The organism is Serratia sp. Ae19-1 (genome assembly GCF_059801225.1).
In genome coordinates this window covers 241,053-267,564 of record NZ_JBCHWD010000006.1, presented here as the reverse complement: position 1 = coordinate 267,564, position 26,512 = coordinate 241,053, and the positions used below count along the sequence as shown (strand labels likewise).

28 protein-coding genes and 1 other annotated feature are annotated in these 26,512 nt (G+C 58.1%); of the genes, 3 read left to right on the top strand and 25 right to left on the bottom strand.

Annotated elements, in window-relative coordinates; translation table 11 throughout:
- Window positions 1–136: 136 nt before the first annotated feature.
- From AAIE04_RS18605 to AAIE04_RS18540, 14 genes are all read right to left on the bottom strand, one after another.
- Window positions 137–868, bottom strand: coding sequence for an EAL domain-containing protein (locus AAIE04_RS18605; RefSeq protein ID WP_063919349.1), 732 nt, complete (start codon window positions 866–868; stop codon window positions 137–139).
- Window positions 869–1,382: 514 nt separating this feature from the next.
- On the bottom strand, window positions 1,383–2,396 hold the full coding sequence (lplA, locus tag AAIE04_RS18600; RefSeq protein WP_498577502.1) for a lipoate--protein ligase: 1,014 nt from the start codon (window positions 2,394–2,396) through the stop codon (window positions 1,383–1,385).
- A gap of 59 nt (window positions 2,397–2,455) precedes the next feature.
- Window positions 2,456–2,920, bottom strand: a complete 465-nt coding sequence (locus tag AAIE04_RS18595; protein WP_016927954.1) for an NlpC/P60 family protein — start codon at window positions 2,918–2,920, stop codon at window positions 2,456–2,458.
- Window positions 2,921–3,093: 173 nt separating this feature from the next.
- Window positions 3,094–3,486, bottom strand: coding sequence for a 4-amino-4-deoxy-L-arabinose-phosphoundecaprenol flippase subunit ArnF (gene arnF / locus AAIE04_RS18590; protein WP_019456018.1), 393 nt, complete (start codon window positions 3,484–3,486; stop codon window positions 3,094–3,096).
- Window positions 3,483–3,827: a 4-amino-4-deoxy-L-arabinose-phosphoundecaprenol flippase subunit ArnE gene (arnE, locus tag AAIE04_RS18585; RefSeq protein WP_154746125.1), complete on the bottom strand. Its 345-nt coding sequence runs from the start codon at window positions 3,825–3,827 to the stop codon at window positions 3,483–3,485. Before arnE ends, arnF begins: the two co-directional genes overlap by 4 nt.
- Window positions 3,824–5,488 carry a lipid IV(A) 4-amino-4-deoxy-L-arabinosyltransferase gene (gene arnT, locus AAIE04_RS18580; protein ID WP_498577501.1) on the bottom strand — a complete coding sequence of 555 codons (1,665 nt, stop codon included), beginning with the start codon at window positions 5,486–5,488 and terminating at the stop codon, window positions 3,824–3,826. The genes arnE and arnT overlap by 4 nt, the downstream gene beginning before the upstream one ends.
- Window positions 5,485–6,390: a 4-deoxy-4-formamido-L-arabinose-phosphoundecaprenol deformylase gene (gene arnD / locus AAIE04_RS18575; RefSeq protein ID WP_074054376.1), complete on the bottom strand. Its 906-nt coding sequence runs from the start codon at window positions 6,388–6,390 to the stop codon at window positions 5,485–5,487. The genes arnT and arnD overlap by 4 nt, the downstream gene beginning before the upstream one ends.
- Complete coding sequence (arnA, locus tag AAIE04_RS18570) at window positions 6,387–8,369, bottom strand: bifunctional UDP-4-amino-4-deoxy-L-arabinose formyltransferase/UDP-glucuronic acid oxidase ArnA (RefSeq protein WP_074054904.1); 1,983 nt, start codon at window positions 8,367–8,369, stop codon at window positions 6,387–6,389. The genes arnD and arnA overlap by 4 nt, the downstream gene beginning before the upstream one ends.
- The gene (arnC, locus tag AAIE04_RS18565; protein WP_019456023.1) at window positions 8,369–9,349 is read right to left on the bottom strand and encodes an undecaprenyl-phosphate 4-deoxy-4-formamido-L-arabinose transferase; all 981 of its coding nucleotides are present in this window, start codon (window positions 9,347–9,349) and stop codon (window positions 8,369–8,371) included. The genes arnA and arnC overlap by 1 nt, the downstream gene beginning before the upstream one ends.
- Window positions 9,336–10,490, bottom strand: coding sequence for a UDP-4-amino-4-deoxy-L-arabinose aminotransferase (gene arnB, locus AAIE04_RS18560; RefSeq protein WP_498057410.1), 1,155 nt, complete (start codon window positions 10,488–10,490; stop codon window positions 9,336–9,338). The genes arnC and arnB overlap by 14 nt, the downstream gene beginning before the upstream one ends.
- Before the next feature lie 401 nt (window positions 10,491–10,891).
- Window positions 10,892–11,647, bottom strand: coding sequence for a vitamin B12 ABC transporter ATP-binding protein BtuD (gene btuD, locus AAIE04_RS18555; protein WP_019456025.1), 756 nt, complete (start codon window positions 11,645–11,647; stop codon window positions 10,892–10,894).
- A 5-nt stretch (window positions 11,648–11,652) separates the two neighbouring features.
- Window positions 11,653–12,204, bottom strand: a complete 552-nt coding sequence (locus AAIE04_RS18550) for a glutathione peroxidase (RefSeq protein WP_498577500.1) — start codon at window positions 12,202–12,204, stop codon at window positions 11,653–11,655.
- A gap of 43 nt (window positions 12,205–12,247) precedes the next feature.
- Window positions 12,248–13,255: a vitamin B12 ABC transporter permease BtuC gene (btuC, locus tag AAIE04_RS18545; protein WP_498577499.1), complete on the bottom strand. Its 1,008-nt coding sequence runs from the start codon at window positions 13,253–13,255 to the stop codon at window positions 12,248–12,250.
- A 179-nt stretch (window positions 13,256–13,434) separates the two neighbouring features.
- A complete protein-coding gene (locus AAIE04_RS18540) occupies window positions 13,435–13,851 on the bottom strand; it encodes a DUF2502 domain-containing protein (protein WP_019456028.1) in 417 nt (138 codons plus the stop codon).
- A gap of 232 nt (window positions 13,852–14,083) precedes the next feature.
- On the opposite strand from AAIE04_RS18540, the gene AAIE04_RS18535 reads away from it, so the two are divergent.
- Window positions 14,084–14,215: a hypothetical protein gene (locus AAIE04_RS18535; protein WP_255427997.1), complete on the top strand. Its 132-nt coding sequence runs from the start codon at window positions 14,084–14,086 to the stop codon at window positions 14,213–14,215.
- A 189-nt stretch (window positions 14,216–14,404) separates the two neighbouring features.
- On the opposite strand, the gene ihfA is transcribed toward AAIE04_RS18535, so the two are convergent.
- The 9 genes from ihfA to AAIE04_RS18490 all read right to left on the bottom strand — a co-directional run bounded on the left by ihfA (window position 14,405) and on the right by AAIE04_RS18490 (window position 22,532).
- Entirely contained in the window at window positions 14,405–14,701 is a 297-nt protein-coding gene (ihfA, locus tag AAIE04_RS18530) for an integration host factor subunit alpha (RefSeq protein WP_004931414.1), read from the bottom strand.
- A 4-nt stretch (window positions 14,702–14,705) separates the two neighbouring features.
- Window positions 14,706–17,093: a phenylalanine--tRNA ligase subunit beta gene (gene pheT, locus AAIE04_RS18525; protein ID WP_019456029.1), complete on the bottom strand. Its 2,388-nt coding sequence runs from the start codon at window positions 17,091–17,093 to the stop codon at window positions 14,706–14,708.
- A 14-nt stretch (window positions 17,094–17,107) separates the two neighbouring features.
- Window positions 17,108–18,091 carry a phenylalanine--tRNA ligase subunit alpha gene (gene pheS, locus AAIE04_RS18520; RefSeq protein ID WP_025159697.1) on the bottom strand — a complete coding sequence of 328 codons (984 nt, stop codon included), beginning with the start codon at window positions 18,089–18,091 and terminating at the stop codon, window positions 17,108–17,110.
- A 182-nt stretch (window positions 18,092–18,273) separates the two neighbouring features.
- Window positions 18,274–18,396: a sequence feature (Phe leader region), on the bottom strand.
- Window positions 18,348–18,392, bottom strand: a complete 45-nt coding sequence (gene pheM, locus AAIE04_RS18515; RefSeq protein WP_139074214.1) for a pheST operon leader peptide PheM — start codon at window positions 18,390–18,392, stop codon at window positions 18,348–18,350. (Overlaps the previous feature by 45 nt.)
- Before the next feature lie 113 nt (window positions 18,397–18,509).
- Window positions 18,510–18,866 (bottom strand): 50S ribosomal protein L20, encoded by a 357-nt coding sequence (gene rplT / locus AAIE04_RS18510; protein ID WP_004931417.1) that lies wholly within the window; start codon window positions 18,864–18,866, stop codon window positions 18,510–18,512.
- 44 nt (window positions 18,867–18,910) lie between these two features.
- Window positions 18,911–19,108 carry a 50S ribosomal protein L35 gene (rpmI, locus tag AAIE04_RS18505; RefSeq protein ID WP_004931418.1) on the bottom strand — a complete coding sequence of 66 codons (198 nt, stop codon included), beginning with the start codon at window positions 19,106–19,108 and terminating at the stop codon, window positions 18,911–18,913.
- 98 nt (window positions 19,109–19,206) lie between these two features.
- Window positions 19,207–19,758, bottom strand: a complete 552-nt coding sequence (gene infC, locus AAIE04_RS18500) for a translation initiation factor IF-3 (RefSeq protein ID WP_048233542.1) — start codon at window positions 19,756–19,758, stop codon at window positions 19,207–19,209.
- A 3-nt stretch (window positions 19,759–19,761) separates the two neighbouring features.
- Window positions 19,762–21,690, bottom strand: coding sequence for a threonine--tRNA ligase (thrS, locus tag AAIE04_RS18495; RefSeq protein WP_025159696.1), 1,929 nt, complete (start codon window positions 21,688–21,690; stop codon window positions 19,762–19,764).
- A 218-nt stretch (window positions 21,691–21,908) separates the two neighbouring features.
- Entirely contained in the window at window positions 21,909–22,532 is a 624-nt protein-coding gene (locus AAIE04_RS18490; RefSeq protein ID WP_498577498.1) for a hypothetical protein, read from the bottom strand.
- Window positions 22,533–22,779: 247 nt separating this feature from the next.
- On the opposite strand from AAIE04_RS18490, the gene AAIE04_RS18485 reads away from it, so the two are divergent.
- Window positions 22,780–22,977, top strand: a complete 198-nt coding sequence (locus tag AAIE04_RS18485; protein WP_156785411.1) for a hypothetical protein — start codon at window positions 22,780–22,782, stop codon at window positions 22,975–22,977.
- 106 nt (window positions 22,978–23,083) lie between these two features.
- Window positions 23,084–23,773, top strand: a complete 690-nt coding sequence (locus AAIE04_RS18480; RefSeq protein WP_019454910.1) for a MarC family NAAT transporter — start codon at window positions 23,084–23,086, stop codon at window positions 23,771–23,773.
- Window positions 23,774–23,807: 34 nt separating this feature from the next.
- On the opposite strand, the gene AAIE04_RS18475 is transcribed toward AAIE04_RS18480, so the two are convergent.
- On the bottom strand, window positions 23,808–24,941 hold the full coding sequence (locus AAIE04_RS18475) for an ABC transporter substrate-binding protein (RefSeq protein WP_025159920.1): 1,134 nt from the start codon (window positions 24,939–24,941) through the stop codon (window positions 23,808–23,810).
- Window positions 24,942–25,089: 148 nt separating this feature from the next.
- Window positions 25,090–26,373 (bottom strand): SLC5/6 family protein, encoded by a 1,284-nt coding sequence (locus tag AAIE04_RS18470; RefSeq protein ID WP_025159921.1) that lies wholly within the window; start codon window positions 26,371–26,373, stop codon window positions 25,090–25,092.
- Window positions 26,374–26,512: the final 139 nt, after the last annotated feature.

Genomic DNA, 26,512 nt, shown 5'->3' with positions numbered 1-26,512 from the left:
CAACGAAGGAAGCGCGGTTTAACGCCGGCTGACAAACGCGGTTATCAGCAAAAAACGATGGTGAATAACGGCGACGGAGTCAGGATAAACATCCCGCCATTATTTACCCATTGTGTGTAGTTTTTTATATCACTTCTTAATTATTGAATTCGCTGGGCATCGCCAGCAAAGATTGCAGATTATCCACACCAACGCTGGGCCATAAAAAACCTTGCAGGCCTAAAACACCGGCGTATCTGAGTTTATTAAAGTACTCTTTTTTCTCTATTCCTCCGACGATCACGCCTTTACACAACAGATTGATATTCTTTAACAACGAGTCGATGACGACGTCATACCCCTGATGGGTAAACAGCTGCCAATAAAAACGCTTATCAATCTTAACGTAGTCAAACAAGCCATCGTACAACGCGGTCAACGTTGCTTTGCCGGAACCAAAATCATCGAGCCACAGCGTAAACATTTCGCTTAATCGCTGCACGCTCGGGTTGTTCTTCCCGGCCGAAAGATTCGGAAAACTCTCACTCATTTCAAATGCAATAAAAGGGTATTGCCTGATCCATTGGCACAGCGCCGGATCGGAAAGAATAAGCTCGACGATGGTTTCTTCGATATTGATGGTCAATTGCACGCTGTTACCGGTAAACCAGGCAGCATGCCGTTCCGCCAGTTTCAATTGCTCATTAAATAACTCAATCCTTTGTTCAGGGGCCAATAAATTAATCCCAATTTCGGCCGGCATGGCTAAATCACCGTCTAGACTGTTGAAACGGCTCAACATTTCCACCGCCAACAGGCTACCCTCCATTGAGTAAACAGGTTGAAAAACATAGCTACTAATAAAGTCAGCTTCGAGTTGGATGTTCATTTTTATGCCACAGGATGAATGGCTAGCGTATCATCGTATATCAATATATTTTATCGATCAATCCTTCTGGGATTAATCGGAAATATCAATGCAAATGCCCATGAAATATCATTTAATTGATAGATTAAAGCTATACGACAATCGTCAATGGCGCAAAGAAAAGCAGCCTGACTTATGCCTGTTTTCTCGGCCCGCGCGTTGAACGAAAAGATATTTGGCTTAAGTAGAATGGATAACGGCAGGAATTTGACTTATCTCCTTTGTTTTAATTAAGAAAAATCTTAAATAAAGTAAAATAATCTTTCACCCGTAACGCCGATTTTTCCTGCCGTTAACGATGACTGATTAAATTTAATAACACATCAATTCCACCTGTTATTCGTCGCATTGAAAACGTAAAAAAGTGCCCACCTTGATTTTTAGAAAATCTACGCTACGCCCTGGCACATCGCCGGATTCAGGGATAAAAAAAGGGATGAGCACGCTCATCCCTTCATCCTCGCCAGCCTGCCGGTCAGCGGATTGTTTCGCTCAGCCATTGCCGCAGCTCGCTCAATTCGGCCGCCTGTTGCGGATAGTCCGCCATCAGACGATCACAGCACGCGGAAACCGGCTCGCTGCGGTATGCGCAGCCCACCAGCGCCTCCGCCAGCCGCTGCAGCGGAGCAGGATTCAAGCTGTCAGTGAACAGCTGCGCGCGGACAATGCCCCCCTTCTCCACATCGAAGAACAGGTCCACGCCGCCCCAGACGAAGCGTTCGTTCAGCAGGTGACTGAATGCCGGCGCCTTGCCAAAATTCCATTCCCAACTGCTCTGTTTGGCGAACTGCGCGGCAAAATCGGGCAGGTCGGGCAGCGCATCCGGCGAAATGATCTCCGGTTCGGCCGTTTCGCCATAGTGGGCGAAGAAGGCCTGCGCGATCGCCTCGCACACCTGCTCATGGCTGATGCCCGGCAAAAACTCCGCCAGATTGGCGACGCGCGAACGCACCGAGGCGATGCCCTTGGCCTGCAGTTTTTTGGGATCCGGATTCAGATAGTCCGCCAGCCGCTCCAGATCGGCGTTCAGCAGCAGCGTGCCGTGATGGAAACCGCGATCCTGCGTTTCGCGATAGGCCGAACCGGAGATTTTACGCGGCCCGTCGGCGGTTTCCATTACCAGGTCGTTGCGGCCCGAGGCGTCGGCGGTAACCCCCAACTGCCGCAACGCTTGCAGAATGATGTTGGTCGAGACGCTTTTGTCGTAACCCGGCTTGCCGGCCATAAAGGTAAAGCAGGTGTTGCCCAGGTCATGAAATACCGCCCCGCCGCCGCTGCTGCGCCGCGCCAGCCGAATGCCGTCCTGCTCCATGCGTCGGGTGTTGCACTCTTTCCAGGGGTTCTGCGACTGGCCAATCACCACCGTTTCGGCGTTGCGCCACAGGAAGAGGATTTTTTGCGTGGTCACTTCGCGGAAGATGCACTCTTCCACCGCCAGGTTGAACCAGGGATCGTAGGAGTCGGAGATCAATAAACGCAGGCTGTTCATGGCAGGCACCGTTCAAAACACGTGATGCCGCCATGATACACCAAATCAACGGGTTAAGGCTAAATGCGTCGCGCCTGCCAGTACACCCGCTTCCAGTAGACGTTATCGAGCGAGGAACGGATCACCCCGCGGCTGGTCGAAGCGTGGATAAATTGGTCGTTGGTATCGTAGATGCCGACGTGCAGGCCGTTCTCGCCGCCGCCGGTCTTGAAAAACACCAGATCGCCCGGCATCAGCTCATCGCGCGAGACTTTGGTGCCCAGCGAGGTTTGCTCTTCGGTCGAACGCGGCAGCTGCATGTCGAAACGATCGCGGAACGTGCGGTAAACGAAGCCGGAACAATCCACGCCGCCGCGATCCAGACCGCCATAGCGGTAAGGTGTGCCGTACCACTGGCGCAGCTGCTCATTGAGCTGGGCTACCACCACGATCGAATCCGCCAGGCGGCCGCTGGGCGGCGGCGCATGGCTGCTGCAACCGGCGAGAATCAAACTGGCTAATAAAAACCACACACGCATCCGCATAATATCCCTTCATTGAACACGCTGCCGCATTATGCCAATCGGCACACCACCACCGCCTGCGAGGCAAAGCCGGCATCACGTAAGGAGAGCGCTATTTGGCGTAATTTATCTCCCGCACGGGGAAAAAGGCAAGCGCCATGAGGGAGATAATAGCAGGATCGCCGGTTTTGACCCTATTCCGGCGATTTCGTCTCGGATTTGCTGTTAATTAGCCAGACGCCGAACAGAATAAACAGCGTGCCCAACGTTTTCAGCAGCGTAGCGGATTCGTTAAACCACGGCAGGATCACCGCCGCCAGATAGACCAGCGCGTAGCTGACGCTCAGCAGAGGATAAGCGCGGTTTAACGGCAGGTGGCGCAGCGCAAAGAACCAACACAGCATCGACAGCGCATAACCGAAGATGCCGCCGCCCACCGCCAGCAACGGCAGCCAGTAGTCGCCGATCAACGCCAACGAGACGTCGGCGAACGACATCAGCGGGATTTGCACCATGCCCCATTTCATCAGCAACTGCGCCAGCGTCACCAGCAGCACGCTGGCAGCGCCCCAGGCATAGCCCCTCATGAATGCACGCTCATCAGCAGGATCCCCAACATAATCGACGCCACGCCGCACCAATGGCGCGGGGTCGTTGGCTCATGAAACAGCCAACGCGCCGCCAGCGTCACCATCACGAAATTCAGGCTCAGCATCGGGTAAGCCAGGCTGAGCGGCAGGCGTTGCAGCACATTGAGCCACACCGCCATGCCCAGCCCCAGCAACAACACCGCCAGCGCCAGCCAGCGCAGCGTCTGCTTCAGCCGCGCCTCGCCGGCCTGTTCCCAACAGTGCGCCGCCTGCTTCTGGCACAGCTGCCCACCACAGGTGAGCAGACTGACCACGACCACCAACAGAAAACCCATCATGGTTGCTGTTTATACCACATCAGCACCAGACGATTCATGCGATCCACCTTGTCTGCGGCAGGCAGTTCCTGCGGCAACGCTTCGCCGCGGGACAGCTGCAGCACCAGCGACACGTTCCCCTGCTTGCGCGCCTGCGCCAGCCACTGCGGGAAGTCGGCGTCGCTGATCAGGTGCCCCTTGGCGTCCGGATACTCCAGACCATAGGCCACCTCGCCTTTCTGGCTGTACATCAGCACATCGCTGCGCTTCAGTTCCCAGGCCAGGCCGGCCGCCACCCCGACGCTGTCGGTCAGCACATAACGGCTGTTGCCCAGCTCGGCCATCGTGGCGCGCGCGAAGTTCTGCGGCAGTTTGGAGTCGGTCACCTGCTGCGGAATCGCGTAACCGATCACCAGACACAACAGCACCGGGCAAGCCGCCGCCCAACGCCATTGGCGACCGTTATCGCGTACGGAGACCAGCGCGAACAGCAGCCAGCCGCCGAAGGCGATCAGGCCGAGAACCACTTTTGGCCACTCCCGCGGGGTAAACAGATGCGCCTTCGGCAGCAAACCGGAGATCAACACCACCAGCGCCACGATGCCGATCAGCCCGAACAGGCCGTTCAGCCAGGCGTTGGCCTTAAACAGCTTGGTACGCAGCGTAGCGGCGTAGTCTTCCGCATAGGCGGTCATCAGCAGCGCCAGCGGCGCCATGCACGGCAGAATGTAGGTCGGCAGCTTGCCTTTGGCGATGCTGAAGAAGATCAACGGCATCATCGCCCAGCTCAGCAGGAAGAACAGCTCCGGGCGCTGCACGCGCTCACGCCAGCCTTTGAGCAGCGCACCGGGCAGCAGCGCCAGCCACGGCAGCACCGCCGCCAGCAGGATCGGCAGGTAATACCAGAACGGCGCCTTGTGCTGAGCGTTATCTTCGGCGAAACGCTGAATGTGCTCGACCCAGAAGAAGTAATTCCAGAAATCGGGTTCACGCTGCGCGATCGCCAGTGCCCACGGCAGGCTGAGCAGCGTGGCGGTTACGATCGCCACCGGGCCGTAGAACAGCAGATCCTTGATGCGTCGTTGCTGAATGACGATCGGGATCACCGCGATCACCGGCACCGCCAGCGCCAGGAAGCCCTTGGTCATAAAGCCCATGCCGCAGGCCAGCCCCAGCAGCGCGTAAGCGCCCAGTTTGCCTTTGACCGAGGTGGCTTTCAGCGTCAGATAGTAGCTGACCATCGCCGCCGCCAACCACAGCGAAATCATCGGATCGAGCACGCTGTAGGTGCCGATGCTGAATACCAGCACCATCGACAGGAACATCAGCGTCGCCAGGCTGGCGCGGCGCGCATTGCGCCACATCAGCATCGCCAGCGCGAACACCAGCAATGCGGTCATGCCGGTGCTGAACACCGAGCCAAAGCGCACCGCAAAGTTGTTTTCGCCGAACAGCCATTGGCTGATGTTATTGAACCAGTAACCCGCTACCGGCTTTTCGAAATAACGCAGCCCCAGCAGATGCGGCACCACCCAATCGCCGCGCTGCAGCATCTCACGGCTGATCTCGGCATAACGCGTCTCGTCCGGCTGCCACAGCAGGCGACCGTTCAGCGGGATCAGGTAAACCAGAGCAAAAAAAACGGCCAGCACAATGGCCCAGGATCCTTTTAGCGCCTTCATGTAACGTCCTTCACATCGGTTTGACAGCCCAGCCAACCTTCGCGGCCGGGGAAAGGAGCTCGCTTGATGCGGCCCAACGGCAGTGACGCCAAATCTTGCGGCAACAGCGCGCTCAGCGGGCAGAATTCGATGCCCTGCTGCCGTGCGCGTTGCAATAACTGTTCGAACATCGCCGCTTGCGACATGCCTTCCACTTCGGTGTGAATGGTGTACACCGGTACGCCGCGATCGTTCTCGATGGCGCGCAGAATGTAGTCGTTGAAGTCGGCCATGCTCACTTCGCTGCCGATCACCTCGTCGAAAGTCGGCAACGTCACCGGGATCTGCACCGTACCGTGACGCCCGTCGCTCAGCACCGGGCGGAACGGATGGGTGCCGCGGCAATCGCTGTTGTAATGGAAGCCGAAGCGCTGCTTGACCTCCAGCACGCGCGTATCGGCACGCCAGCCCGCCACGGCGGAGCATTTCACCGGCCGACCGGTGCAGGCGCTCAGAGCGTCGACGCCCAATTGCACCTGTTCGGTCAACTGCGCCTCGCTCCACTTGCCGACCTTGGCCTGCCAGCCCTGGTGATCCCACGCGTGCAGCCCGACTTCATGGCCGGCTTCGGCGGTGCGCTTCATCAGCGGCCCCAACGCGCGCGAAATATTGCGCCCCGGCCAGGCGGTGCCGGCCAGCAGAATGTCCAGGCCGTACAGCGAGGCGGCATTCGAACGCAGCATTTTCCACAGAAATTTCGGACGCAAAAGGCGCCAAAGATGGCGCCCCATGTTGTCCGGTCCCACGCTGAAGAAGAAGCTGGCCTGAATGTCATACTTTTCGAACAGGTCCAGCAACTGCGGCACCCCTTCACGGGTGCCGCTGAAGGTATCTACATCAACCCGCAGACCGACTTTCTTCATGCACCGTTCCCTTCCTGAACGGTAGTGCGCAGGAAGTAGTCCAGCGTATCGGCGACGGTTTGCTTCATCTCGATGGTCGGCTGCCAGTCCAGCAGGCGGCGCGCGTTCTTGATGCTCGGCGTGCGGTGCTCGACGTCCTGGTAACCTTTACCGTAGTAGCTGCTGCTCTCCACGTCCTTGAAGCCGGCAAACGGCGGGAAGCGGTCGCGCAGCGGGTGGTTGTTGAAGCTTTCCAACAGCATTTCCGCCAGCTCGCGAATGCTCGCTTCGTTGGTCGGGTTGCCGATGTTGACGATCTGGCCGTCGCACAGGCCGTCGCGGTTCTCGATGATGCGGAACAGCGCTTCGATGCCGTCGTTGATGTCGGTGAAGCAACGTTTCTGCGCGCCGCCGTCCATCAGTTTGATCGGCGAACCTTCCACCAGGTTGAGGATCAGCTGGGTGATGGCGCGGGAAGAACCGATGCGCGCGGCGTCCAGGTTATCCAGACGCGGCCCCATCCAGTTGAACGGACGGAACAGCGTGAACTTCAGGCCTTCTTTGGCGCCGTAGGCCCAGATCACCCGATCCAGCAGCTGTTTGGAAACCGAGTAGATCCAGCGCTGTTTGTTGATCGGCCCGACGATCAGACGCGAATGATCTTCATCGAACTCTTTGTCGTCGCACATGCCGTACACTTCGGAAGTGGACGGGAAGATGATGCGCTTGTTGTATTTCACACAGTCGCGAACGATCTTCAGGTTCTCTTCGAAGTCCAGCTCGAACACGCGCAGCGGGTTGCGGGTGTATTCGATCGGCGTCGCGATCGCCACCAGCGGCAGCACCACGTCGCATTTCTTGATGTGATACTCGATCCACTCGGAATGGATGCTGATGTCGCCTTCCACGAAGTGGAAACGCGGGTTGTCGAGGAAGCGGCTGATGGCATCAGAGCCGATGTCCAGACCGTAGATGTCATAACGATCGTCGCGCAGCAGGCGCTCGGTCAGGTGGTTACCGATGAAACCGTTGACCCCGAGGATCAGCACGCGGGTGCGGCGCTTCATCACGGCATTCGGCTTGGCGGCCAGACGCACGTCGGTGACGATGCCCATTTCCTGCGCCAGGCGGCTGCCCTGTACATACAGGCCGCTTTCGTTCTGACCGGCGACGATCTCCAGCGCGCCTTCGCCACAGGCGATGACCAGCGGCGCAGTGCTCAGCACGGTGCCCGGTTGCTTATCGTGTTGGGTATCCAGCACGCGAGAGCGCCAGACGATCAGCTTGCGCTGGCCGAGGTAGCTGAAGGCACCCGGGTACGGTTCGGTGACGGCGCGCACCAGGTTGTTGATCTCTTTGGCGGATTTGTGCCACAGGATCTCGCCGTCCGCCGCGGTGCGGCGACCGAAGTAGCTGGCCTGAGACTCATCCTGCTTGGTGAAGCTGGCGGTGCCGTTCTTCAGCTTCGGCAGCTGCTCTTTCAATACGGCCTGCGCGGCTTCCAGCACTTTTTTGTGCAGCGTCAACGCGGTGTCGTTGTCGGCGATGGTCACTTTCTGCTGACCAATGATGTCGCCGGCATCCGGGCGCTTCACCATCTTGTGCAGCGTGGCGCCGGTTTCGGTTTCGCCATTCACCAACGCCCAGTTCACCGGCGCGCGGCCACGGTAGCGCGGCAGCAGCGAACCGTGCAGGTTGAAACCGCCCAGCGGCGCCAGCGACAGGATCTCGTCGCTCAGCATGTGACGGTAATAGAACGAGAAGATCACGTCCGGCTGCAGTTCGCGAATGCGATCAACCCACAGCGGGTGGTTCACATCTTCCGGCGCGTAGACCGGCAGATCCAATTCGGCGCCCAAACGGGCCACGGAGGAGAAGAAGTTGTTCTCACCAGGGTCATCAGTGTGCGTGAATACGGCCTGCACGTCATAACCCGCCTCAGTCAGCGCTTTCAGACCTGCGCAGCCAATATCATGGTAAGCAAATACAATAGCTTTCATCATTCTTCTTCCTGAGTATTGTGGTCTTGCTGTACGCCGACCACTTTCTGAACAAAATAGCGAGGACGTGCGCGCACGTCGGTATAGATGCGGCCGATGTATTCACCCAGTAGCCCCATGCCAACAAACTGGGCGCCGATAAAGGTGAACAGGACGGCGAAGAGGGTGAACACGCCGCCGGCGGCCCATTCAGGACCCAGCAGCAGACGCAGCGCAATCAGCACCAGCGCCAGCACGAAACCGGACAGCGCCACGATGCTGCCGACCACGCTGAGCAAACGCAGCGGCGTGGTGGTCAGGCAGGTGATCAGGTCGTACATCAGGTTGATCAGCTTCATCAGGCTGTATTTGGAATCGCCAAACTCGCGCTCGGCGTGTCGCACTTCGATCTCGGTGGTGCGACGGGCGAAGGTGTTCGCCAGAATAGGGATAAAGGTGCTGCGTTCATGACAGTGCAGCATCGCCTCCACGATATGACGACGGTAGGCGCGCAGCATGCAGCCGTAGTCCCCCATCGACTTGCCGGTGGCGCGTTGAATCATCATGTTGATCACCCGCGAGGCGCTTTTGCGGAACCAGGAGTCCTGACGGTTGGCGCGCACGGTGCCCACTACGTCATAGCCCTCTTCCGCCACGCTGACCAAGCGCGGGATCTCTTCCGGCGGGTTCTGCAGATCGGCGTCCAGCGTAATCACCAGATCGCCGGTCACCTGGTTGAAACCGGCCATAATGGCCGAGTGCTGGCCATAGTTGCGGTTCAGCAGGACGGCGATCACGTGGCTGTCCGGCTTTTCCGCCGCTGCGGTCAGCATGTCAGCGGAGTTGTCGCTGCTGCCATCGTCGACGAGGATGATTTCATAAGGCTGAGACAACTGCTTACAGGCGGCGGTAGTACGCTCCAGCAACGCCGGCAAACTTTCCTGCTCGTTGTATACCGGGATGACTATCGACACTTTTTTAATCGGTTCAACGCGAGACACGTAAAGACTCCACAACAGAAGACAAGGCATTGACCACGCGATCGACATCGGCGTCGGTCATATCAGGGAATAGCGGTAAGGTGCACAGCCGCGCCGAGTTCCATTCGGTGTTCGGCAAAGAAAGCTGCGGGTAACGCTCACGGTAGAATTTCTGGGTATGGGCGGCGCGGAAATGCAGCCCGGTGCCGACGCCAACCTCTTTCAGGCGCTCCATCAGCTGGTCGCGATCGATGCCGCAACGTTCTGGATCGACGCGGACCATAAACAGGTGCCAGGCGTGGTCATGCGGGTAATCCGGCACGCCCAACGGTTGGAACGGCGAACCTTCCAGCGCCTTCAGGTAGCGCTGCGCCAGCGCTTTACGGCGCGCGTTCAGCTCAGCGAAGCGCGACAGTTGCACCACGGCGATCGCCGCGTGAATGTCGGACAGGTTGTATTTGTAACCCGGCTCCACCACCTCGGCCTGCGGTTTGCGGCCGAGCTGTTGGCGGTCGAAGGCATCGACGGCCAGACCGTGGAATTTCAGGCAACGCAGACGATCCGCCAGCGCATCGTCGTCGGTGGCGATCAGGCCGCCTTCGGCGCAGGTCACGTTTTTAATCGCGTGGAACGAGAAAATCGCCGTGCCGCGTGCGCCGACCCATTCGCCGTTGTAACGCGTACCGACCGCGTGAGCGGCGTCTTCGATCAACGGCAGACGGTGGCGTTCGGCCACGGCGCGCAGCGCGTCCATCTGCAGGGGAGCCCCAGCGTAATGCACCGGAACGATCGCTTTGGTTTTCGGGGTGATGGCGGCCTCGACATCGGCGGCGCTGACCATCAGCGTATCACGGTCAACGTCGATCATCACCGGCGTGGCGCCCAGCAGCTCGATCATGTTGAGGGTGGAAACCCAGGTTTGCGAGGGGGTGATGACTTCGTCGCCGGGACCGATGCCGAGCGCCATCAGCGTGATGTGCATGCCCGCGGTGGCGGAACTGACGGCGATGGCGTGCTTACAACCGAAGGTGGAACAGAAGTCGCTTTCCAATTGCTGGTTTTGCGGCCCGGTGGTGATCCAACCTGAACGCAACACTTTCTCTACCGCGGCGATTTCTTCATCGCCAATGGCCGGGCGAGAGAAAGGCAAAAATTGATCCATAGTTAACCCCAAACGTATCGAACTGCTTTTGATGACACTGTAAATCCCTTTCGTTTAACGAATATTAAACGCCAGAGAAGAATCGTTTCCGTGGATTAACTGCCAATGTAAGGCCGCAAGCTTAACTAAACCTTAAGACGAGACTTGTCATCAGTGGGTTAACTGATTGGTGGGTGTCGCCATCATCAATTTAAAATCATTATTAAAATCAATTTATTATGTTTTTAAATAATTATTTACTTATTTTATTTTTGCCGAATCAAGCGTAGCACGTCATCGACGTTTTTCAAGAAAATCGACGAGAAAATGAGAGGCAGCACAATATTGGTCAATGCTTACCCCGCTATTTATATTCACTATGTTTAGTTTTCGTTTATGTTGTGGAACGCTGGCGGAGAAATCTAAGCCGTTTTGGTCATGATCCAACGCTGTTCTCCCACCCATTGCAGGTGGAAATCCACTTCGTAGATCTGCGACAGCAGTGCGGGCGCCATCACCTCACGCGTCACGCCCTGCGCCACCAGCCGCCCGGCGTGCAGCAACCAAACCCGATCGGCCTGCTGCAAGGTATGATTCAGATCGTGCGCGCACACCAGAGCGCTGCGCCCGCTCTGGCAAAACTCCCGCAGCAGGCGATCCAGCGCAACTTTCTGTGCCACGTCCAGGCTGTTGGTCGGTTCATCCAACAGCAACAGCCGACTGTGCGGATTGACGCTGGGCCACACCTGCAACAGCACCGCCGCCAGCCGCACCCGCTGCCATTCGCCGCCAGAAAGCTGCGTCAGCATGCGCGACAGCTTATCCGCCAGCTTCAGGCGCTGGCACAGATAGAGGATGGCGTGCTCCACATCGGTTTGCGGCGCTGCCGCGGGCCGATGCAACGCCAAATACTGAAATACCGGCATCAGCGACACCGGCGGCTGTTGCTGGCTGAGGTAACCGCGCCGGCATGCCAGTTCGCTCCCCGAATAATCGGACAGCGCGCGTTCGTTCAGGCGGACCTCGCCCAGCCCCGGCAACATGCCCGCCACCCGCGCCAACAGGGTGCTCTTCCCCGCGCCGTTCGGGCCGATCAGATGGACCTGCAACCCGCCGTCAATCTGTGCCGAAAAAGGCGCCAGGCGCCCCGCCACGCCAACCTCAACGAGCTGCAGCATCCGTCTTATCCCGCCAGCGCTTGTTTCACCGCCGCCACCAGCGCCGGATCTTCCGGCGTAGTGTCAGGCGAGAAACGCTGGATCACCGTACCGTCGCGCGCGACAAGGAATTTCTCGAAGTTCCACAGAATATCGCCGGCGAGCTTCGGCGCGCGGCCTTTGCTGGTCATCCGCGCCAGGAATTCGCTGCCCTCTGGGGCGGTGGCCTCCGGCTGCGCGGCAATCAGCGCCTGATACAGCGGATGGCGGTGGTCGCCGTTCACCTCAATCTTGGCGAACATCGGGAATTGCACGCCGAAGGTGCCACGGCAAAACGCCAGGATCTCTTCGTTGCTGCCCGGCTCCTGGCCCAGGAATTCATTGGACGGGAACCCCAGCACTTCCAGGCCCCGATCGCGATAGGTTTCGTACAGCGCTTCCAGCCCTTCGTACTGCTTGGTCAGGCCGCACTCCGAGGCCACATTGACCACCAGCAGCACCTTGCCCTGATAGGCGCCCAACGTGGTGGCCTGATTTTCGATGGTTTGTAACGGCAGGTTGTAGATTGGCTTGCTCATCGGTTGTCATCCTTTAGTTTTAATCGCAGGTGAATGAAGAAAACTACCTTACGCCTTTTGCCCGGGTCAGTAACCAGATAAATAGCGGCGCCCCCAGCGTGGCGGTCACCACGCCGATCGGCAATTCGGCCGCCAGTAGCGCAACGCGGGCGATCACATCGGCCACCAGCAATACGCCGGCTCCCGCCAGCCCACAGGCCGGCAGCAGATAGCGTTGGTCGGTCAGGCCGGTGAGCCGCAGAATATGCGGGATCACCAGCCCGACGAAGCCGATCACGCCGGCAAGCGCCACGCTGACACCGACCAGCCAGCCGATCGCCAGCACCAGCAGATTGCGCCACACATGCAGCGACAGCCCGAGCTGCCGCGCCTGCACTTCGCCCAGCGCCATCAGATTGAGCGCTCGGCCCTGGCCGCACAGCCACAGCAGCACCGGCAACAACGCCAGCACCAGCCACTTTTGACGCCAGTCGACACCGCCGAAACCGCCCATCATCCAGTACATCAGCTGCCGCAGATCGAGGCTGGTGCTGAAATAGACCGCCCAGGTCATCAGCGCGCTGCACACGATGCCCAGCGCTACGCCAACCAGCAACAGCCGCGCATTGGTCAGGCGCCGCCGGCGAGCAAACCACAGCAGCAAGAAAGTCATCACCAGCGCGCCGGCTATCGCGGCGGCGCTCATCAGCGCCACCGGCAGCAGACCGTGGCCCAACAATACCGTCAGCACCAGCGCTACGCCGGCGCCGTTCGCCACGCCCAGCAGGCCTGGTTCCGCCAGTGGGTTTTCAAACAGCGCCTGCATCACCGCACCCGCTACCGCCAGGGCGGCGCCAACCAGCATCACCGCCAGCGCGCGCGGCAAACGCAGTTGCCAGACAAACAGCTGCGCACGATCGCTGAACCAAGCCGACGGCCATATCCATTGATCCCCGGCGCACAGGCTGAACAACAACGCCACCGCCACGCCCAACGCCAACAGCATGACCTGGCGTTTGTCGCGGTAACGTTGGTGTTGCAACAGTAAGGTGAAGGTACGGCTGGTTGGCATGGCGCGGCGGTTCCCTGCCGGCCGCTATCGTGGCCGGATAATTGACGTCTGAGTCGAATATTAGGGGGTTAACGCCGCAAGGGGAAGCCTTGCGTTGGCGATGGCGCAGGAAAGCAGCGGCTGGCCCTGCCCGTCATCGCAACGATGATGGCAAAACCAGCCGCCGATAAACTCAGGGGTTAACGATGCGGGCCAGGGTTGCCTTGCGGATAAGGCTGGCCGCGGCCGTCATCGCCACGACCATGATCGCCGCGATCGTCATGACGCCGGTCATGGTCGCGATTATCGCGATCGCCGTGGAACGGATTGCCGCTGCGCGCCGGCTCGCGATGCTCATACCCGCGCGGTGGCGAAGGTTGCCAACGCCCGCCGTCCCAGTACAAGCCACGCGCATTGCGCTCGCCGAGGCCACGCCCCTGATGCGCATGCCACCATTGCGGTGGACGCCAGTCGTAGCCATCCCAGTAGTAACCGCGGCGGTCCTGATCCCCCAGATGCAGGGAAACGCCCGGTACGTTGATATCGACGGACACATCGGCCTGCGCCGCCAAAGGCAGCAACAGAGGGAAACACACCAGCAACAGGATCTTTTTCATTTTGCCTTCTCACTCTATTTTTCTTGCTGCAGTGGTTATATCAGTGCGTTTATTTAGCGACTATCTCACCGATGCCTATTTTCAGATCGTTTTCGACGGCCTTACACAATCCCTACACTGTTTGCCACCGCCTTTAATTATCATAGTCGCTGACAAGGCTTAACAAATAACTGACGCCGCTTAAGCCGCGCGACAATTATAATTAAGTGGATTCCCACCGGAGGATAATAGGATGATTAAACGTATAGGTATGCTGCTGGCCGTGGTGGCCCTGGCCTCAACCCTCAGTGCCTGCTGCTGGGGCCCACACTGGGGCGGTGGTCACCGCGGCGATGGCCCTGGCCATTATTACGGTCGTTATTGAAGAGAGAAATAAAATCACCACTCAAGAAAAATAAGATATAAGAATATTCCGCAATTAAGATTAAATAAATTTTCGCCGTAGTGATTTAATAAATATATTTAATCTCTACCTGCTCGATTAGGAATAAACTGAATTTTGCCCCAAAAAAGAAAAAGGCCGCGCAAGCGGCCTTTTTTGATGTCACGTCACTCACCCTTTCGGGCTGGCGTTTTCTACCCGGCTTTTCAGCTTCTGACCCGGACGGAAAGTCACCACGCGGCGCGCCGTAATCGGAATGTCTTCGCCGGTCTTCGGGTTGCGCCCCGGACGTTGGTTCTTGTCACGCAGATCAAAGTTGCCAAAACCCGACAGTTTTACCTGTTCACCGTTCTCAAGGGCCCGACGGACCTCTTCGAAGAACAGTTCCACCAGGTCTTTGGCGTCCCGTTTGCTAAGCCCAAGCTTCTCAAACAGGTGTTCTGACATTTCAGCTTTAGTAAGCGCCATAGGTTCAATCCCTCAAGGATGCTTGGAATCGCTGTTTTAGAGCCTCTACGCATTTTGCAACGGTAGCGGCTATCTCCTCTTCTTCCAGTGTACGAGCGGTATCCTGCAATACCAGACTGATAGCCAGGCTCTTGTCACCTTCTGCCACGCCCTTGCCACGGTACACGTCAAACAAGTTTACGCCAACTACCTGATTTGCGCCAACTTTCTTACACTCGGCCAAAATATCTTCTGCAGGGACGTTTTCAGCCACCACAATGGCGATATCACGGCGGTTTGCCGGGAAGCGCGAAATCTCCCGCGCCTGAGGCACAGCGCGGCTCGCAAGCTTGTTCCACTCCAGTTCAAACACCACGGTGCGGCCGTTAAGATCCAGTTTACGTTCAAGTTCCGGGTGAACCACACCGATGAAACCTACGCGTTCGCCGTGCAAATAAATCGCCGCACTTTGCCCTGGATGCAGGGCCGGATTGGCTTCCGCCCGGAACTGAATTTCGGATAATTTACCGGTCAGTTCGAGGACAGACTCCAGATCCCCTTTTAAATCATAGAAGTCGACGGGCTTGCGCGCCAGATCCCAATGTTCATCGTGCGTATGGCCGGCGATCACCCCCGCCAGCATGACGTCCTGGCGGATACCCAGATCTGCCGCACTATCAGGCACAAAGCGCAGGCCGCTTTCGAACAGACGCAGACGCGTCTGCTGGCGGTTCTGGTTATACACCACCGCAGACAGCAGGCCGGTCCACAGCGACAGACGCATCGCCGACATTTCTACCGAAATCGGGCTTGGCAGGATCAGCGCTTCTTCATTCGGGTGCAGCAGTGCCTGCACCTTCGGATCGACGAAGCTGTAGGTGATCGCTTCCTGATAACCGTGATCGACCAGCATGGTCTTCACGCGCTTCAGCGTCAGATCGGCTTCACGATGCTGGGTCATCACCAGATCGGCACGGACCGGCACATCCGGGATGTTGTCGTAACCGTAAACGCGCGCCACTTCTTCCACCAGATCTTCTTCGATCTCCATATCGAAACGCCAGCTCGGCGCGACCGCTTGCCAGCTGTCGCCCTGCTCGGTCACCTGGCAACCCAGGCGGCGCAGAATGTCGCTGACCTGCTCGCTCGGCACCACGTGGCCGATCAGGCGATCCAGTTTCTCGCGGCGCAGCGTGATGGTGGCGCGCTTCGGCAGTGCGTTCTCATGGGTCACGTCGATAATCGGGCCGGCCTGGCCGCCGCAAATATCGAGCAGCAGGCGCGTAGCACGCTCCATCGCTTTGTACTGCAGCGCCGGATCGACACCGCGCTCATAGCGGTGAGAAGCGTCGGTGTGCAGGCCGTGACGGCGCGCGCGGCCGGTGATCGACAGCGGGCTGAAGAAAGCGCATTCCAGCAGCACGTCCTGAGTTTCCCCGTTAACGCCGGAGTGCTCGCCGCCGAAGATGCCACCCATCGCCAACGCTTTTTGATGATCGGCGATCACTAAGGTGTCGGCGTTCAGTTTGGCTTCACTGCCGTCCAGCAGCGTCAGCGTTTCCCCTTCTTCCGCCATGCGCACCACGATGCCGCCGTCGATGCGGCTCAGATCGAAAGCGTGCATCGGCTGGCCAAGCTCCAGCAGCACATAGTTGGTGACGTCAACCACTGCATCGATAGAGCGGATGCCGCAGCGACGCAGTTTTTCACGCATCCACAGCGGGGTTGGCGCGGTGACGTCGATGCCTTTCACCACGCGGCCCAGATAGCGCGGGCACGCCTGCGGCGCGTCAACGCGGATCGGCAGCGTGGCGTCGATGGTGGCAGCCACCGGGCTCATATCCGGCTCGGTCAGCGCAACCTGGTTCAGTACGCCCACGTCGCGCGCGACGCCGATGATGCCCAGACAGTCGGCGCGGTTCGGCGTGACGCTGATTTCGATGGTGTTGTCGTTCAGCTGCAGATAGTCACGGATGTCGGTGCCGATTGGCGCATCCAGCGGCAGCTCGATAATGCCGTCATGATCGTCGGAAATGCCCAGCTCGGAGAACGAGCACAGCATGCCTTCCGAAGGTTCGCCGCGCAGCTTGGCGGCCTTGATTTTGAAGTCGCCCGGCAGCACCGCGCCCACGGTGGCGACCGCCACTTTCAGGCCGGTACGGCAGTTCGGCGCGCCGCAGACGATGTCCAACAGGCGATCGCCGCCGACGTTGACCTTAGTGACGCGCAGTTTGTCGGCGTTCGGGTGCTGGCCGCACTCGACCACTTCACCCACCACAACGCCGTTAAACGCGCCGGCGACCGGATCCACACCGTCCACTTCCAGGCCGGCCATGGTGATTTGATCGGATAATGCTTCGCTGCTGATGGCCGGGTTTACCCACTCGCGCAACCAGAGTTCACTGAATTTCATGTGATATTCCCGCCTTACTTAAACTGTTTGAGGAAACGCAGATCGTTTTCGAAGAATGCGCGCAGATCGGTGACGCCGTAACGCAGCATCGTCAGGCGCTCCATGCCCATGCCGAAGGCGAAGCCGGAGTAGACTTCCGGATCGATGCCGACGTTGCGCAGCACGTTCGGATGCACCATGCCGCAGCCCAGCACTTCCAGCCACTTGCCATTCTTGCCCATCACGTCCACTTCAGCGGACGGCTCGGTGAACGGGAAATAGGACGGACGGAAACGAACCTGCAGGTCTTCTTCAAAGAAGTTGTTCAGGAAGTCGTGCAGCGTACCCTTCAGGTTGGTGAAGCTGATGTCTTTATCGACGATCAGCCCTTCCATCTGGTGGAACATCGGGGTGTGAGTCTGATCGTAGTCGTTACGATAAACGCGGCCCGGCGCAATGATGCGGATCGGCGGCTGTTGGTTCTTCATGGTGCGGATCTGCACGCCGGAGGTCTGGGTGCGCAGCAGGCGCGTGGCGTCGAACCAGAAGGTATCGTGATCGGCGCGCGCCGGGTGGTGCCCCGGGATGTTCAGCGCGTCGAAGTTATGATAATCGTCTTCAATCTCCGGGCCGGTGGCCACGGAGAAGCCAAGCTCGCCGAAGAAGGTTTCGATACGGTCGATGGTGCGGGTCACCGGATGCAGACCGCCGTTTTCCATACGGCGGCCCGGCAGGGAAACGTCGATGGTTTCAGCCGCCAGGCGCGCGTTCAGCGCGGCGCTTTCCAGCGTGTTCTTACGTGCGTTCAGCGCGTCCTGCACCTCTTGCTTGGCCTGGTTGATCACCGCGCCGGCCGCCGGACGGTCTTCCGCCGGTACGTCGCGCAGAGACTGCATCTGCAAGGTGAAATGACCTTTCTTGCCAAAATATTCGACGCGCACCAAATCTAACGCGGCAACATCCTGGGCATCTTCTACGGCTGCCTTGGCATTGGCAACCAGCTCTGCGAGATGTGGCATTGCTTTCCTCTTCCTCTGGCCGGGATGGCCCTAAGTAATTGTTATCTATATTCGAACACGCCTTTGACCATTATTCAAAGACTTTTCAATACGTTGCCGGCCGGCTCGCCTGCGCGCCGCATGGCCCGCGTTGCGTCTGCCGCCCTCACCGCAACGCCTGGCAAGGCGGGACGATGGCCAAAAACAAAAAAGCCTCCACGAGGGAGGCTTAGGCGCTACTTTTCGTTTCTTTTCTTACGCGCAAAGCCTCCTGAAATCAGGCGCTAAAGTAAAAAAAGAAACGAAAAAGAGCTGCGTGCATGATTGCGGTACCTTGTCGATGATTGTCCACCAGTGATATAGCGGCGGCCAATGAAAGTCAATATTTGTCGCTGAAAACAAAGATTAAAAGAGGGAGCAAGCTCCCTCTTCTACTGACTTACGCCAGAGCTGCTTTCGCTTTCTCAACCAGTGCGCCGAAGGCCACTTTGTCGAAGACTGCGATGTCAGCCAGGATCTTACGGTCAATTTCGATCGAAGCTTTTTTCAAGCCGTTGATGAACTTGCTGTAAGACAGACCGTTCTGACGAGCAGCTGCGTTGATACGTGCAATCCACAGCTGACGGAACTGACGCTTACGTTGACGACGGTCACGGTAAGCATACTGACCTGCTTTGATTACTGCCTGGAAGGCAACACGATATACGCGCGAACGGGCACCGTAGTAGCCTTTCGCCTGCTTCATGATTTTCTTGTGACGTGCGCGTGCAATTACACCACGTTTTACGCGAGCCATATGCTCTCTCCTAAAGTCTTATTCTAAATTCAAAAAAAAATGGCTTATGCGTACGGCAGGCACGCGGTAACCAGGACCAGATCGTTTTTAGACACCATGCCTTTCGGACGCAGGTGACGTTTACGCTTGGTTGCTTTTTTGGTCAGAATATGACGCAGGTTGGCATGTTTACGCTTAAAACCACCGCTGCCGGTCTTTTTGAAGCGCTTGGCTGCACCACGTACAGTTTTAATCTTTGGCATTTTAATTAAATCCACTTCGCATTGTTAAACAACGAATCAGTTGGGCGAATAAAACCCACACAGCGCAAGCGCCGCGCGGGTTCCATTACTTGTAAGCCTTACTGTTTCTTCTTAGGAGCGAGCACCATAATCATCTGGCGGCCTTCGATCTTCGTAGGGAAGGATTCGACCACTGCCAGATCCATATCTTCACACAGGTCTTTACGGACGCGGTTAAGCACTTCCATACCGATCTGCTGGTGCGCCATCTCACGCCCACGGAAACGCAGGGTGATTTTGGCTTTATCGCCATCTTCCAGAAAGCGAATCAGGTTGCGTAGTTTGACCTGATAGTCGCCATCATCGGTGCCAGGACGGAATTTGATTTCCTTGACCTGAATAACTTTTTGCTTCTTCTTCTGTTCTTTCGTCGACTTGCTCTTCTCGTAGAGGAATTTGCCGTAATCCATGATTCGGCAAACTGGCGGTTCGGCATTTGGGCTGATTTCTACTAAATCAACGCCCGCTTCCTCAGCTTTTTCAAGAGCTTCATTCAGACTGACGATACCAATCTGCTCGCCATCGACGCCGGTTAGGCGAACTTCTTGCGCGCGAATTTCTCTGTTAATGCGATTAGGACGCGCCGGTTGAACTCGTTTTCCGCCTTTAATACTTTATTCCTCCAGTTGATGAAGACTACGGCTGCGAATCTCTTTCAGCAGCTTGTCTACGACTTCGTTTACGTCCAGGCTTCCCAGGTCTTTGCCACGGCGGGTACGAACGGCAACTTTGCCTGCTTCGACCTCTTTGTCGCCGCACACCAACATGTAAGGGACTCGACGTAAAGTATGTTCGCGAATTTTAAAGCCAATCTTCTCATTTCTCAAGTCCGCTTTCACGCGAATACCTGCATCCTGCAGTTTTTTGGTCAATTGCTGGACGTAATCAGACTGGCTGTCGGTGATATTCATCACCACCACCTGCACCGGAGCGATCCAGGTCGGGTAGAACCCGGCGTATTCTTCGGTAAGGATACCGATGAAGCGTTCCATGGAGCCCAAAATGGCGCGGTGAATCATTACCGGCACGACGCGATCGTTGTTTTCGCCAACGTACGAGGCGCCCAAACGGCCCGGCAAGAAGAAATCGAGCTGCACGGTACCACATTGCCATGCGCGATCCAAACAATCATGCAGGGTAAATTCAATTTTCGGTCCGTAGAAGGCGCCCTCGCCCGGCTGGTACTCGAACGGAATGCCGTTCTCGGTCAGCGCGGCGGCCAGGTCTTCTTCCGCACGGGTCCACATGTCGTCGGTACCGATGCGTTTTTCCGGACGCGTGGACAGCTTGACGGCGATCTTGTCGAAGCCGAAGGTGCCGTACACGTCATAAACCATGCGAATGCATTCGTTCACTTCGGCGCGCACCTGCTCTTCGGTACAGAAGATGTGGGCGTCATCCTGCGTGAAGCCGCGCACGCGCATCAGACCGTGCAGGGAACCCGAAGGCTCGTTGCGGTGGCAGCTGCCGAATTCGCCCATGCGCAGCGGCAGATCGCGGTACGACTTCAGGCCCTGGTTGAAGATCTGCACGTGACCCGGGCAGTTCATCGGCTTGATGCAGTATTCGCGGTTCTCCGACGCGGTGGTGAACATGGCGTCTTTGTAGTTTTCCCAGTGGCCGGTTTTTTCCCACAGCACGCGGTCCATCATGAACGGACCTTTCACTTCCTGGTACTGGTACTCTTTGAGCTTCATGCGCACGAAGGCTTCCAGCTCGCGGAAAATCGTCCAACCGTCATTGTGCCAGAACACCATGCCCGGCGCTTCTTCCTGCATGTGATACAGGTCGAGCTGTTTGCCGATCTTGCGGTGATCGCGCTTGGCCGCTTCTTCCAGGCGCTGCAGGTAGGCGTTCAGCTGCTTCTTGTCTGCCCAGGCGGTACCGTAGATACGCTGCAGCATTTTGTTTTTGCTGTCGCCGCGCCAGTAAGCGCCGGAGGTTTTCTGCAGTTTGAAGTGGTGGCAGAAACGCATGTTCGGCACGTGCGGGCCGCGGCACATGTCGACGTATTCTTCGTGGTGATACAGGCCCGGACGATCGTCATGGCTGATGTTCTCATCCAGGATCGCCACTTTGTAGATTTCGCCGCGCTCAGCGAAGGTGTCGCGGGCTTCTTGCCAGCTGACCTTCTTCTTGATGACGTCGTAATCCTTATCGGCCAACTCGTGCATCCGCTTTTCCAGCAGATCCAGGTCTTCCTGCGTCAGAGTGCGGTCGATATCCACGTCATAATAGAAACCGTTGTCGATCACCGGACCGATCGCCATTTTGGTATCCGGCCACAGCTGCTTGATCGCATGACCCAACAGGTGCGCGCAGGAGTGGCGCATGATTTCCAGACCGTCTTCATCTTTGATGGTGATGATGGCCAGCTGCGCATCCGATTCGATCAGATCGCCGGCGTCAACCAGCTCGCCGTTGACGCGGCCGGCGATACAGGCTTTCGCCAGGCCAGGGCCGATATCGCGCGCGACATCCATCGGGGAAACGGGGTGGTCGAAATGACGCTGACTACCGTCAGGAAGAGTAATAACAGGCATTAATAATTCCTTATCTACAGTGGTGACCCACACGACAGATCACATGCAGTACGAAAATTGGGTTTTGGGTTTGGTCAGCCAGGTTTCAGATCTCGCCCACAATTGCCAGATTGAAACCTCTCTGGGTATACAGAATGGAACGCATACCTTCTCAGCCGCATTCGGCTAAGCGAATAGTATCACTAAAATTGTTCCGGATAAATAAAGTGCCGCCGCCCTCACACTTTCGCTTTATTCGGCGCAAAAACGGTTTTCAGGTAGCTGAAGGTGGCCAGCAGGCACAGGCCGTAACCCAGCAGTTCGCAGCCTTCTTCCACCATGTTTTTCACCACCCGGTTGTAACCGTCCAGCATCAGCGTTTGCCACAGTGCCCCCATGCCGAACAGGCGTGAAAACACCAGAATGCACAGCAGACCGGCACACATCATGCCGTAGCCGGGATGCGTCGCGAAATAGGCCAGCCCACGCACCGTCGCCGCGACGTGCCTTGCGGCATGCCACAGACAGGCCAAGGCGACCGCCAGCGCAAACCACACCCAGGCGCCGTGCCACAGCGCATCGAAGGCGAAGTCCATCTCGCGGATCAGCATGCACAGAAAGAAGCCGCCGACCAGCATCCAGGCGGAGCGGCGTTCAGCCTGCCGTCTGGCCGCGGCGAAAAAACCGCCGGCGATGGCGAGCAGCAACAGCTCCTGCGCCGCTTCGGTCAGCGAGGTTTCATGCACGAAATTATGCAACCAGTGCACGTCGATAAACACCAGGCCGACCAAGGCCGCCAAAAAAGCGCCGGAAAGCGCGAATGCGCCAATTTTCCCCAGTAAAAGTTTCAGTTCGTCTTGCATAGTCAGTCTCATTCTTGTTTTAAAGCGCGCCTATGGTAGGCAGCTGAGCCTGCAGGGTGTAGCAATTGATGCGAAACGTCGGCCTTTACCGGCCAACTGCGGCGAAAAAGGCCATAAAACACAAAAAATGTGCGCATTTTCCAGGCACCGCTCGCTTTGTCGCCGGCGTTTGGCGGCATACCGGCTTCGCGTGGCGATCTTCGCCGCCAGCCGCTATTCTGAAACCAGTCTGTTCCAATCGAGACTTATGCAGAAGATGAACCGGTTACTCGCAGTCCTCGGCGTAGTGTGCGCGGTATTGGCGACCTTGTATGGGCTGGTGCATTTTGGCGCGCGTTCGGTGCCGCGGGCGATCGCGGTCAACGAAGCGCCGCTGGGGTGTGAGGATGAACCAGAACTCACCGCCGAGTGCAGCGGTGAAGATGAAGCGCCCGCCGACGGTTAATTAACGTTACGAGCTATCCCCATTGCCGCCGGCCGTACGGCAGGCTAGGCTGTGGAGCTCATGGGCCGCCGCCTGGCGGCTTGAACGTTGCACAGGGAGTTATTTTATGACGGGTATTTTGCAGTTATTCCAGGCCATCGGACTGGGTTTGGTGCTGCTGTTGCCGCTGGCCAACCCACTGACCACGGTGGCGTTGCTGCTCGGGTTATCCGGCAATATGACGCGTGAGGAGCGCAATCAGCAGTCGCTGATGGCCTCGGTTTATGTGTTCTGCATCATGACGGTGGCGTTTTACGCCGGCCAGGTGGTGATGAACACCTTCGGTATTTCGATCCCCGGCCTGCGCATCGCCGGCGGCCTGATCGTCGCCTTCATCGGTTTCCGCATGTTGTTCCCGCAACAAAGCGCCGATGAGGCGCCGGAGGTGGAGAGCAAGTCGCACGAGCTGCGCCATAAGACCTCGGCCAACATCGCCTTCGTGCCGTTGGCCATGCCGAGCACCGCCGGGCCGGGCACCATCGCGATGATCATCAGCTCGGCGTCGAGCGTCAAAGATAACACGCTGGGTTTTGAACCCTGGGTGCTGGCCGTGGCGCCGGTCGCCATCTTCCTGACGGTCGCGGTGATCCTGTGGGCCTGTCTGCTCAGCTCCGGCGCCATCATGCGGTTGGTGGGGAAAAGCGGCATTGAGGCGATCTCGCGCCTGATGGGCTTCCTGCTGGTGTGTATGGGCGTGCAGTTCATCATCAACGGCGTGTTGGAGATCATCTCCACCTATACGCCGGCCGCCGCCTAAGGATCAAAAACGGGCGCGATCGCGCCCGTTGCCGTTATTTCCCCGCCGGCGCCTGCGCGCCCAAAATGCCCTTGCCTTCCGGCACTTCGGTAAAACGACTGAGGATCTCGCTGTAGGTCTTGGCCGGGTCCAGATCCGGGAACTGCGCCGGATAGATAAACTTCGCCAGATACTCCAGCCCGACAATATTGTACGGGTGGTTGTAGAAGTTATGGTAGATGCCGTAGAACCGCCCCGCCTTCACCGCCGACACCTGAGAGAAGCCCGGGCGCTGTTTCATGCGGTTGAAAGCCTCATCCACCTGCTGCTGCGTCACGCCGTAGCCGAACGGCACCGCAGCGTTGGTCTTGCTGGCCCACTGCGAGCCGGAAACGATGTAGGCGTCCGGCTTCATGGCGATCACTTTTTCCAGCGCGACATCGCCGGTCGCGCCCGGCAACAGCGCGGAGCCGATGTTGCGCGCGCCGACCGCCTCAACCAGCGCCCCCCAGCCGACGTGCGCATGGGTGAAGCAGCAGGATTCCAGCCCGTTCAGGCCGGCCTTGGCTTCGAAGAACACCTGTGGTTTGGGTTCCACCGCCTGCGTCTTGGCCAGAATCGCCTGATAATGCTGCTGATAATAATCGGTATATTGCCGGGCCTCGCTTTCGCGGTTGAGGGTTTCCCCCAGCAGCGTCACGCTTTTCGGCGTGTTTTCCACCGGCTTGAGCATGGTGTCGATGAACAGCACCGGCACGTTCAGCGCCTTCAGCCGATCCAGCACGCCGGTCTGGCTCAGCGAAGGCTTGGAGCGCAGCTGGGCGATCATCAGATCGGGCCGCTTGGCGATCACGCTCTCCAGGTTCACTTCGCCCTTATCGCTGAATCCCATATCGATGATGTTTTTCGCCGCCGGCCATTTGCTCTGCAAGATATCCCAGGTCGCCGCATCGCTTTTCTTCAGCAGGTTATTCCAGGCCACCAGCCGGCCGAACGGGTTGGCGCGATCGAGCAGCGCCAACGTGAGAATGTCGCGCCCGTCCTGCACCACGATGCGTTTCGGCTCTTGCGGGAGGGTGATCGTCTGGCCGGAAGTGTCGGTCAGCGTCAACGGATAAGTGGTGGCCATCGCCGGAGAGGCGAGCAAGGCGGCGCAAACCAGCGCCGGCAAGGTGATTCGACGGTGCACGAAAACTCCTTAGTCAAGAACGCAATCGGGAAATACTAATGAGAATGGCTTGCATTATCAAAGATAACGCCCGGCAAATCGGCGATTAATTGCAAAGGGATGTGTAGAGGGACGTTAAGAGGCGCGCCGGAAGTGGCGCGCCCGAGGATCACACCAGGCCGTAGATCAGCGCCGACAGCGCGATCAGGCCCATCACCAGCACGAAGACGTTGCTCGCCGCGCGGTATTGGCGCATCGCCGGCACCGCACGCACGGCGTACATCGGCAGGATGAACAGGATCGCCGCAATCAGCGGGCCGCTGATGGTTTCGATAATGTGCAGCGCGCTGGGGTTCCACACCGTCGCCGCCCAGGTGAGCAGGAACAGCGATACCGCGGAGATGCGGTGCGTCAGGCGCGAACTGAGCGGCTTGCCGACCGCGCGCGTGACGCCGTCGATCAGGCTGGTCGCCCCTTCCGTCACCCCCAGCGAAGTGCCGAGATAGGACTTGGCCATCGCCAACATCGCCATCACCGGGCCAAGATAGGCGATCAGCGGATTGGAGAACTTGTTGGCCAGCGTAGTCAGCACGGTGATGTTCTGCTCCTTCGCCTGCAGCATGTCTTCGTGAGACAGGCTCAGCACGCAGCTGAACACGAAGAACAGCACGGTGACGCAGATCAGCACATAGCTGTAACGCATGATGCGTGCGCAGCGGCGTTCCGCCTTGTCGCCGTACAGGCTCTTCTGGGTCGAGGCGAAGGAAGAGATGATCGGCGCATGGCTGAAGGAGAACACCATCACCGGCACCGCCAGCCACAGCGAATGCCACAGCCCCGGCGTGTCAAAGCGGGTGGCGGCCAGGCCGTGAACGAAGTTGGCGGTATTCCAGCTCGGCATCAGATAGAGCGAAATGCCCATCAGGAACACCAACAGCGGAAACACCAGCATGCCCATCGCCGCCACGATGCTGTCTTTGCCGCGCAGCAGCACCAGATTGAGCACCACCACCACCGCCAGGCTGAGCCAGATGCGCGGCAGCGGCGCCACGTGGAACTGGTGGATCAGGAAGCTGTCCAGCGCATTGGTGATCGAAATGCTGTACACCAGCACGATCGGGAAGAACGCCATCAGATACAGCACCATGATGATTTTGCCGGCCAGCACGCCGAAGTGTTCCACCACCACATCGTGAATGTTGCCGTCGCGGCTGGAGCCGGAAAGCACGAAGCGACTGAGCGCGCGGTGCGGCAAATAGGTCAACGGGAAAGCGAACAACGCCATCAACAGCAACACCAGCGGGCCGTTCAAGCCGGCGTTGATCGGCAAGAACAGCGTGCCGGCACCCACCGCGGTGGCATAGAGACCGAACATCCAGACGGTGTCGGTTTTGTTCCATTTGGCAGGCTGAGCGGCCGTCAGCGTGCCTGAATCGGGAGAAATCGTACTCATGAGACAGTCTACCTTAATCTGCGGCGCCAACGATTGCGCCTAACGGGATATCCTTCTCCGCGAATTTTTTAATAGTAATCAGTGAATTAAAGCGATATTTCATACTTACGCCTGATGAAAGGACGGCAAAGGATAATGA

Excerpts from the sequence above, each read along its gene's own strand:
- rplT (WP_004931417.1), bottom strand. The coding sequence starts at position 18,866 with ATGGCTCGCGTAAAACGTGGTGTAATTGCACGCGCACGTCACAAGAAA.
- lplA (WP_498577502.1), bottom strand. The coding sequence starts at position 2,396 with ATGAACAGCCTGCGTTTATTGATCTCCGACTCCTACGATCCCTGGTTC.
- btuC (WP_498577499.1), bottom strand. The coding sequence starts at position 13,255 with ATGCCAACCAGCCGTACCTTCACCTTACTGTTGCAACACCAACGTTAC.
- AAIE04_RS18605 (WP_063919349.1), bottom strand. The coding sequence starts at position 868 with ATGAACATCCAACTCGAAGCTGACTTTATTAGTAGCTATGTTTTTCAA.
- AAIE04_RS18470 (WP_025159921.1), bottom strand. The coding sequence starts at position 26,373 with ATGAGTACGATTTCTCCCGATTCAGGCACGCTGACGGCCGCTCAGCCT.
- arnT (WP_498577501.1), bottom strand. The coding sequence starts at position 5,488 with ATGAAGGCGCTAAAAGGATCCTGGGCCATTGTGCTGGCCGTTTTTTTT.
- AAIE04_RS18485 (WP_156785411.1), top strand. The coding sequence starts at position 22,780 with ATGCAGAAGATGAACCGGTTACTCGCAGTCCTCGGCGTAGTGTGCGCG.
- pheS (WP_025159697.1), bottom strand. The coding sequence starts at position 18,091 with ATGCCACATCTCGCAGAGCTGGTTGCCAATGCCAAGGCAGCCGTAGAA.
- AAIE04_RS18540 (WP_019456028.1), bottom strand. The coding sequence starts at position 13,851 with ATGAAAAAGATCCTGTTGCTGGTGTGTTTCCCTCTGTTGCTGCCTTTG.
- AAIE04_RS18595 (WP_016927954.1), bottom strand. The coding sequence starts at position 2,920 with ATGCGGATGCGTGTGTGGTTTTTATTAGCCAGTTTGATTCTCGCCGGT.
- AAIE04_RS18550 (WP_498577500.1), bottom strand. The coding sequence starts at position 12,204 with ATGAGCAAGCCAATCTACAACCTGCCGTTACAAACCATCGAAAATCAG.
- arnE (WP_154746125.1), bottom strand. The coding sequence starts at position 3,827 with ATGATGGGTTTTCTGTTGGTGGTCGTGGTCAGTCTGCTCACCTGTGGT.
- rpmI (WP_004931418.1), bottom strand. The coding sequence starts at position 19,108 with ATGCCAAAGATTAAAACTGTACGTGGTGCAGCCAAGCGCTTCAAAAAG.
- pheT (WP_019456029.1), bottom strand. The coding sequence starts at position 17,093 with ATGAAATTCAGTGAACTCTGGTTGCGCGAGTGGGTAAACCCGGCCATC.
- arnB (WP_498057410.1), bottom strand. The coding sequence starts at position 10,490 with ATGGATCAATTTTTGCCTTTCTCTCGCCCGGCCATTGGCGATGAAGAA.
- AAIE04_RS18480 (WP_019454910.1), top strand. The coding sequence starts at position 23,084 with ATGACGGGTATTTTGCAGTTATTCCAGGCCATCGGACTGGGTTTGGTG.
- AAIE04_RS18490 (WP_498577498.1), bottom strand. The coding sequence starts at position 22,532 with ATGCAAGACGAACTGAAACTTTTACTGGGGAAAATTGGCGCATTCGCG.
- btuD (WP_019456025.1), bottom strand. The coding sequence starts at position 11,647 with ATGCTGCAGCTCGTTGAGGTTGGCGTGGCGGGGCGCCTGGCGCCTTTT.
- thrS (WP_025159696.1), bottom strand. The coding sequence starts at position 21,690 with ATGCCTGTTATTACTCTTCCTGACGGTAGTCAGCGTCATTTCGACCAC.
- arnF (WP_019456018.1), bottom strand. The coding sequence starts at position 3,486 with ATGAGGGGCTATGCCTGGGGCGCTGCCAGCGTGCTGCTGGTGACGCTG.
- arnA (WP_074054904.1), bottom strand. The coding sequence starts at position 8,369 with ATGAAAGCTATTGTATTTGCTTACCATGATATTGGCTGCGCAGGTCTG.
- arnD (WP_074054376.1), bottom strand. The coding sequence starts at position 6,390 with ATGAAGAAAGTCGGTCTGCGGGTTGATGTAGATACCTTCAGCGGCACC.
- AAIE04_RS18535 (WP_255427997.1), top strand. The coding sequence starts at position 14,084 with ATGATTAAACGTATAGGTATGCTGCTGGCCGTGGTGGCCCTGGCCTCA.
- ihfA (WP_004931414.1), bottom strand. The coding sequence starts at position 14,701 with ATGGCGCTTACTAAAGCTGAAATGTCAGAACACCTGTTTGAGAAGCTT.